Annotated in this window: 6 protein-coding genes; 4 read left to right on the forward strand and 2 right to left on the reverse strand. The window is 67.4% G+C overall.

Annotated elements, in window-relative coordinates:
- Nucleotides 1-74 precede the first annotated feature (74 nt).
- Complete coding sequence (locus FNM00_RS17755) at nt 75-737, reverse strand: GntR family transcriptional regulator (protein WP_185973231.1); 663 nt, start codon at nt 735-737, stop codon at nt 75-77.
- A 158-nt stretch (nt 738-895) separates the two neighbouring features.
- Between FNM00_RS17755 and FNM00_RS17760 the strand changes: the two genes are divergently transcribed.
- The 3 genes from FNM00_RS17760 to FNM00_RS17770 all read left to right on the forward strand — a co-directional run bounded on the left by FNM00_RS17760 (nt 896) and on the right by FNM00_RS17770 (nt 3,723).
- Nucleotides 896-2,197 carry an HNH endonuclease signature motif containing protein gene (locus FNM00_RS17760; RefSeq protein WP_143914873.1) on the forward strand — a complete coding sequence of 434 codons (1,302 nt, stop codon included), beginning with the start codon at nt 896-898 and terminating at the stop codon, nt 2,195-2,197.
- A gap of 25 nt (nt 2,198-2,222) precedes the next feature.
- Nucleotides 2,223-2,966: a CPBP family glutamic-type intramembrane protease gene (locus FNM00_RS17765; protein WP_185973232.1), complete on the forward strand. Its 744-nt coding sequence runs from the start codon at nt 2,223-2,225 to the stop codon at nt 2,964-2,966.
- Nucleotides 2,967-3,171: 205 nt separating this feature from the next.
- On the forward strand, nt 3,172-3,723 hold the full coding sequence (locus tag FNM00_RS17770; RefSeq protein WP_143914875.1) for an LPXTG cell wall anchor domain-containing protein: 552 nt from the start codon (nt 3,172-3,174) through the stop codon (nt 3,721-3,723).
- Nucleotides 3,724-3,790: 67 nt separating this feature from the next.
- Here the strand turns inward: FNM00_RS17770 and FNM00_RS17775 are convergent, their stop codons facing one another.
- Nucleotides 3,791-5,566 (reverse strand): DUF4012 domain-containing protein, encoded by a 1,776-nt coding sequence (locus tag FNM00_RS17775; RefSeq protein WP_221933808.1) that lies wholly within the window; start codon nt 5,564-5,566, stop codon nt 3,791-3,793.
- A 198-nt stretch (nt 5,567-5,764) separates the two neighbouring features.
- Between FNM00_RS17775 and FNM00_RS17780 the strand changes: the two genes are divergently transcribed.
- Entirely contained in the window at nt 5,765-6,547 is a 783-nt protein-coding gene (locus FNM00_RS17780; RefSeq protein WP_143914876.1) for an Abi family protein, read from the forward strand.
- Nucleotides 6,548-6,627: the final 80 nt, after the last annotated feature.

Consider the following 6,627-nt stretch of genomic DNA (forward strand, 5'->3'; position numbering starts at 1 on the left):
GGAGGAGGGCAGCTCATGATCAACGGCAGGGGTGTTGTGTCAGGGGTCGTCGCGGCGACGACGGCGAGGGGCGCTCAGGTGCAGGACATCGCCTCGAGCATCATCGAGCGACCGTGCTCGATGTGATGGTGAGCGCAGTGCCCGGCCTCGTCGATGTCTCCCCGGATGACGGCCTCGGCGATCGCCTGATGCTCCTCCCAGACCCAGTCCGGGACGCCGCCGCGGGCGAGAACCTCCGTCATGACACGACGGATGCTCTGGCTCAGGAGGACTGCCGTATCCAGTAGGAAGGGGTTGCCGGTCAGGCGATAGAAGAACATGTGGAAATCCGCGTCGGCGGTGACCATCTCGGAGAACGCCCGGGCCTCAACCGCCTCGACGCCCCGGTTGACGATCTCGTTCAGTGCCGACAGGTCGGTGTCTTGATCGAAGGAGCCCGCCGACAGCTTCACGGCGTGGACATCGAGCAGCTCGCGCATGTCGTACAGATGGTTGACGAAGGCGGGATCCATCGGCACGACCTCGAGGCCGCGTCGACCGGATTCACGCACGAGGCCGTGGCGCTTCAGGAGCACCATCGCCTGCTGGACCGGCTGCCGGGACACGCCGAAGCGGGCGGCGATGGCCTCCTGTCGAAGCTGCTCGCCACCCTTGATCACGCCGCTGCAGATGTCGTCGATGATCAGCTCGTACACCTGCTCCGCGAGCGGCGGCGCGGTAGCGACCCTGGGCTCCATCACTGCCATGGTAGGCCATCGCATCACATCGCCCTGGGCCGTAGGCCGCGGCGAGACGACTCGCGAGCGCCTTCTCGCAGGGCCTGTGGAAAGTCGCTGGACCTGTCAGTGGGACCTGCGATGATGGGAACATCAGTTCGACACATGTGGAGGTTCCGATGAGTGTGGTGGTGGATCGTCTGGCCGGTGGTCCGGCGGCGATTGCTGCTGCGCGTGAGGGGCTCGCCGGGCTGGATGCGGGTGAGCTTGTGGAGGCGCATCGAGTGGGGCAGGCGATCCTGCGGGAGGTGCAGGCCTTCCTCCTCGCGGTCACAGCTGAGGGCACGCGCAAGAAGGCGCACGAGCAGACCTCCGCGACCTCGATGGATGCTCTGATCGCCGAGACCTCCGGCATCACCCGGCGCGACGCCGCCCGGCAGCGCCAGCTGGCCGAGCGCTTGGAGACCGCGCCGGTGCTGGCCGGACAGTTGACCAAGCCCGGCATGTCCACCGACAAGGCCCAGGTGGTCGCCCGCGCGATGGATGATCTTCCCCGTGACCTGTCCCCGGCCGACCGCGGCATCATCGAACGTGACCTGGCCGAGGCGGCACCGGGCATGAGCCTGGAGCAGTTGCGGCGTAAAGCTCGGCGGGCGGTCGAGGTCGTCGACAAGCCCCGCGCCGACGCGATCGAAGACCGCGCCCTGACGCGCCAGGAGCAGGCAGCGCGGCGCAGGGCCAGCTTCTGGATGACCCGGCCCGATGATGCTGGCATGGTCAAGGGCGGATTCGAGATCGACGCGTTCACCGGCGACATGCTCCGCTCCGTCTTGGAGTCCAAGACCTCACCGCGCTACCGCGGCGGCCCTGACAGCCAGCAGACCGAGATCGGCTCGGCGGACGAGAACCTCGATCAGCCGGCCTACCCGGAGAAGCTCGGCCGCGCGTTCTGCGACGTGCTGCGGCACCTGCCCAAGGACGGCTACGGCAACCACGGCGGCGTCGCCGCCACGCTCATGGTCACCGTCACCGAAGACGCCCTGCGTGGTCGCACCGACCAGGCCGGCGTCACCGACCACGGCACCCATGTTTCGGCCGGACAACTGCGGATGATCGCCTGCGACGCGGGCATTCTGCCGGTGGTCATGAACGGCGACTCGGTCCCCCTCGACCTCGGCCGCAGCAACCGGCTCCACACCGAGAAACAACGACGCGCGTTGGCTCTCAGGGACGGGGGTTGCGCGTTCCCGGGCTGCGACCGACCACCGAGTTGGTGTGAAGCCCACCATGTGAGGCCATGGGCGGACGGCGGACCGACCAGCATCGACAATGGGGTCCTGCTCTGCGCCCATCACCACCACAAGATCCACCACACCCGATGGCGCGTGGTTATCAACCCACGCGACCGGCTCCCCGACTTCTACCCACCCGGATCCACCACGCCCATCCGCAACACCCGCTACCGACCACTCGTCGCCTAGGGCCCGGTCGCCTAGAGTCTGGGCTGTGAGTGATCCGTACGGAGTGGTGACCGGCGAGCCGATACGCAGCCGCTCCTCGCGATCCGGCCGTCCGCGCCGTGTCTGGCTGCAGGGCGGCACGTCCACCCAGGCCTGGGACTGGGACCTCGTCGCCTGGGCCATCGCCGCGCTCGCCGCCGGGATCGCCGCCGCCATCCTCCTACCCGATGTGCCCGGCCTCATCTGGCTCGTCATGCTCGCCCCGGTCGTCATCGGCTTCCGACGATCCATTCCCCGAGGGCTCCTGCGATTCCGGGCCCACGACCTCCTCCTCGGGATCGTGCTCGGCCTCGCACTCCGCGTCATATCGGGATGGATGGCGCCGCTCACCACCTGGCCCACCGCCGACTCATGGTGGACCGACGTGCTCGCCCCCGCGCTCGTCGCACCCGCCGTCGAGGAACTCTTCTTCCACGGCCTCCTGCTCGTCGCGCTCTACACCGCATTCCGCCGCGCCAGCCGCTCCCGGCTCGCCGCCGGCACTGCCACCGCGCTCATCACCACGGCACTGTTCGTGCTCACCCACCTGCTCACGGACGCGCTCGACGACCACTGGAGCGGCCCGGCCTCGATCGCCCTCGTCGCACTCGCGGGTGCGCTCCTCGTGCTCCTCACCGGCCGCATCTGGAGCGCCCTCGTCATGCACGTCGCCTTCAATGCCTCCTATGTGAGCCTTGGGCTCATCGCCCTGCTGGCCACAGGCGACACCGGAGGGGCAGGCCTCACCTGAATGACCACCTTCACATGTCTGTGATATGAGTCACGTCACGGGTGTTGTTCTCGCCGTTCAACTTGCGATATGCGACAGAAGGTCGTTAAGGTTTCTCTCAGAAGGTGCGAGACTCCCTCGAACTCGTCCTTTGACCGAATGAACGCCTGGGGAAAGTAAGACTCTCGGGTTCCACCAAGCCATCAGTACCGGTTGGAGTACGACTATGACCAAGTTCCGTATGAAGATCGCCGCGGCCTTCGCCGCGGCACTAGCCCTCGTCCTCGTGCCCGCCGCGGCCAACGCCGAGTACACGCCCGGCGGCCCCGCCGGCGGCGCCGTGATCATCGCCCCCGGCGGCAGCGCCGTGATCCCGTTCACCGGCTTCCAGGCGAACGAGACCGTGACCTTCACCCTCACCGGTGAAAACGCCGCCGGCGGCTCGCTCGCGTCCCTCGCCACCGTGGTGAACAGCACCTCCACCGCCAAGGCCGCCGACGCCAATGGCGCTGTCAGCGTCACCGTCACGCTCCCGGAGAACGCCACGGGAACCTACACGCTGACCGCGGTCGGTTCCGAGTCCGGCGCCAGCGCCGAGGCGCTCATCGAGGCCGGCAGCTCCGGCGGTGGCGGCGGAGACCGCGACCGCGACGGTGGCCTGCCCGACACCGGCTCCACCAACAGCTCCACCATCGCGCTCCTCGCGGGTGCGGGGCTCCTCGCCGCCGGACTCGGCGTCGCAGGTGTGGCGGTCCGTCGCCAGCGTCTGCAGAGCTGAGCTACTCGGTTCGACTGAGCGAAGCCCCCAGGTCGTGATGACCTGGGGGCTTCGTCGTTCTATCAGGTCAGTCGGCCTCGGTGGTGCCACAGGCGGGGGCGATGGTCGTCGATGCGCCGGGCACCGTCGGCGTCGTCACCACGTCGAGCCGATTGGTGTACGGGGTGCTGACGCGCACCGTGGCCGAGGCGTCCTCGCCGGGGGCGAGACTGGTCTCCCACGTCAGGACCTGCCGGCCGCTGTCGGTGCCTTGCCCGACACCCGCGCCGCTCGAGTCGGTCGCCGACACGATCTCGGCCCCCTCCGGGAGATAGAGATAGGCGACCGTGCGGGTGACTCCAGGAGGCACGACTACGCCGCCACCGGTGATGTACCGCGGGAGCGACCCCGCATCGGCGGGCGCGTCATTGCGCAGCGTCACCTGGAGCAGCGCATCCGTGCCGCCGGCCTCATTGGTGCACCAGCTCGCCCCCGACTCCAACCGCGAGTAGTAGTTCATCTTCGAGGCCGTGCCGTCGTTCAGGTACACCCCGAAGGATGTGCGCTGGTCGTCGGTGACCGGTAGGAGGCCCTGCAGCCCGGTGCCGTCCAGGACGGCCTGATCATCCTCGTTCTCGTTCCAGATCAGTACCCGATGCTCGGCGGTGGCGCGTGTCAGCGCATCGAGGAACTCGCGTGGATCGGCTCCGCCGCTGCTCACGGCGTCGAAGACCGCGGCGGCCGTCGCCTGGAAGAACTCGTCCTGCTGCGCCGGGACCTCGTACCGCAGGTACACCTCGTTGAGCAGCAGGGAGACCGCGTTGTCGGCGTTGATCTCATCGCCCGTCGGCAGAGTGATCGGGCCGGTGGCCTCCAGGAGATAGGAGAGCACCACCGGGTCGATCGCGATGACCCCGTCGACCCGGGCGCCCCGCTCGCGTTCCCACATCGTCTGCGCCAGGCGCGCGGAGGTGGGGAACGACGGCACCTGGGTGACGTTCTGGATCCATAAGGCCGGCTGATCCTCGTAGATCTGCCGCAGCTCCTCATCGAGCGGCAGGACCGGCTCGTCGTAGCGGGAGAAGTCGCTCGACGACGCCTGATCCTCCAATGACAGCGTCCCGCCGTCCGTGCGCAACAGGGCCGTCGCGCCGACGATGCCGCCCAGCGACCGCCACTCGGCATTGTTCTGGAAGACCAGCAGGTACTCGCGCGGCCCGTCCTGGCCGAGCATCGCCGGCGCGAGGACGGAGGCACGGCTCACCGCGTCAGCGCCGGCTCCGGCCGCACGCAGCTGATCGCCGAGGCCGTCGATGCGCTCGGCTACCGGGCCGAGCAGCGTGCGGCGGTCGATCGCGTCGACGCGCGCCGTCGCGGCTCCCACCCGCTCGGCGCTCAACGCCGCCACCTCGTGCAGACCTGCCAAGCCACTGACATCGACGCGGCCGCCGGTGGGACGCAGATCGTCCATCGAGAAATCCTGGGCCACCTCGACCAAGGGCTCCAGCGCCGACGACGCGACATCGTCGACGGCTGCGGTGGCCTCGGCCACCGCGTTCATCTGATCGCCGACCCACGGCAGCAGCTCGGCGGCACGCCACACCGGATCGGAGGTCAGGGAGCGGGCCGACGAGGTGTCCTCGGCCAGGCTCGACGCGTGGGATGCGGTCGCCTCGGTATCGGTGATCTGCTCGCGCATCTGCTGCGCGGTCCGCTCCGCATCGCGCAGGTGTCCGTAGGCGAGATAGCCGCGCACACCGAGCCATGCCGCGCATAGCACCCCGATGATCGCCATCACGGCCAGAACCCAGAGGAACACGCGACCGGCCGAACGCGCAGCGGGGGGAAGCAGGGGGTTGGTCACCCGTCGATCCTAGGGGTTCGCGCGGTCCTTCGAGACGCGCTACTCGCTCCGACGCGCGTCTACGGCGGCCTTCTGTTCGCACACCATTGGAAAACTTTCCACTGGTGTGCGAATGTCTGCTAAAGTCGTCAGCGCTACATCCCCCACGCCTCTCGAAGAAGCGCACTTGGGGGATTTTTTCTTGTACGGTCGATCGTTATGACCCGTGCGAGGCGATCGCGAGGATCGGGTGAATACCGAAAGCCCGCCTTGTCTCATGAGGAGCAGATTCGTCAGTGGCGACGACGCGGACTGAAGCTGCCCGACGAGGACCGCGCTGCACGGTACCTGCGACATATCGGCTACTACCGGCTCTCGCCCTACACCATTCCGTTTCAAATCCAGGGGACCGACCATCGATTTCGTGAGGGTGCGCGTTTCGATGACGTGCTCGACCTCTATGTTTTCGACCGGAAGCTGCGTCTTCTCGTGCTCGACGCCTTGGAACGGGTCGAGGTGGCGGTGAGAGCCTCCATCACCGATCACATGGCAGTCAACCGGGGAGGGCCCCACTGGTACACGGATGCCGAGCTTTTCAGCGGCTCAGCGCAGCACCGGGAGCTCATGAGAATGATCCGGGAGACCTGTGAACGGCAGCTCGTGGAGAAACCGGAGAGTTCGACGGGAACGCTCTTTCATCGCTCCGCGTTGGAGCATTACCTGACCACCTACGGGGCTCCCGAGTTGCCGCCGTCCTGGCTGATGATCGAGACCTTGACGATCGGGCAGTTGTCGCGCCTCTATAGAAATCTCAAGAACCGTTCCGACCGCACGGCAATCGCGGAGGTTCTGGGCCTCACCGATCCGCTGCTGGGATCGTGGCTTCGGGCCTACGTGCGGGTTCGGAACATCTGCGCGCACCACGAACGGTTGTGGAATGCCGGTCTGGGGGTCTTGTCGACGACGCTCGAAAACTGGACAGTTGTGACGCTTGAAAAGTGAACACTCACGACGATCGGAGAGTGATCACTATGGAGGACTGGGCGTTGATCCGTCGGCTTGCCGGCGAGGGAGTGCCGAAG

Origin of the sequence: Aeromicrobium piscarium (genome assembly GCF_007421815.1) — a bacterium.
GTDB lineage: Bacteria > Actinomycetota > Actinomycetes > Propionibacteriales > Nocardioidaceae > Aeromicrobium > Aeromicrobium piscarium.

Excerpts from the sequence above, each read along its gene's own strand:
- FNM00_RS17755 (WP_185973231.1), bottom strand. The coding sequence starts at position 737 with ATGGAGCCCAGGGTCGCTACCGCGCCGCCGCTCGCGGAGCAGGTGTAC.
- FNM00_RS17760 (WP_143914873.1), top strand. The coding sequence starts at position 896 with ATGAGTGTGGTGGTGGATCGTCTGGCCGGTGGTCCGGCGGCGATTGCT.
- FNM00_RS17770 (WP_143914875.1), top strand. The coding sequence starts at position 3,172 with ATGACCAAGTTCCGTATGAAGATCGCCGCGGCCTTCGCCGCGGCACTA.
- FNM00_RS17780 (WP_143914876.1), top strand. The coding sequence starts at position 5,765 with ATGACCCGTGCGAGGCGATCGCGAGGATCGGGTGAATACCGAAAGCCC.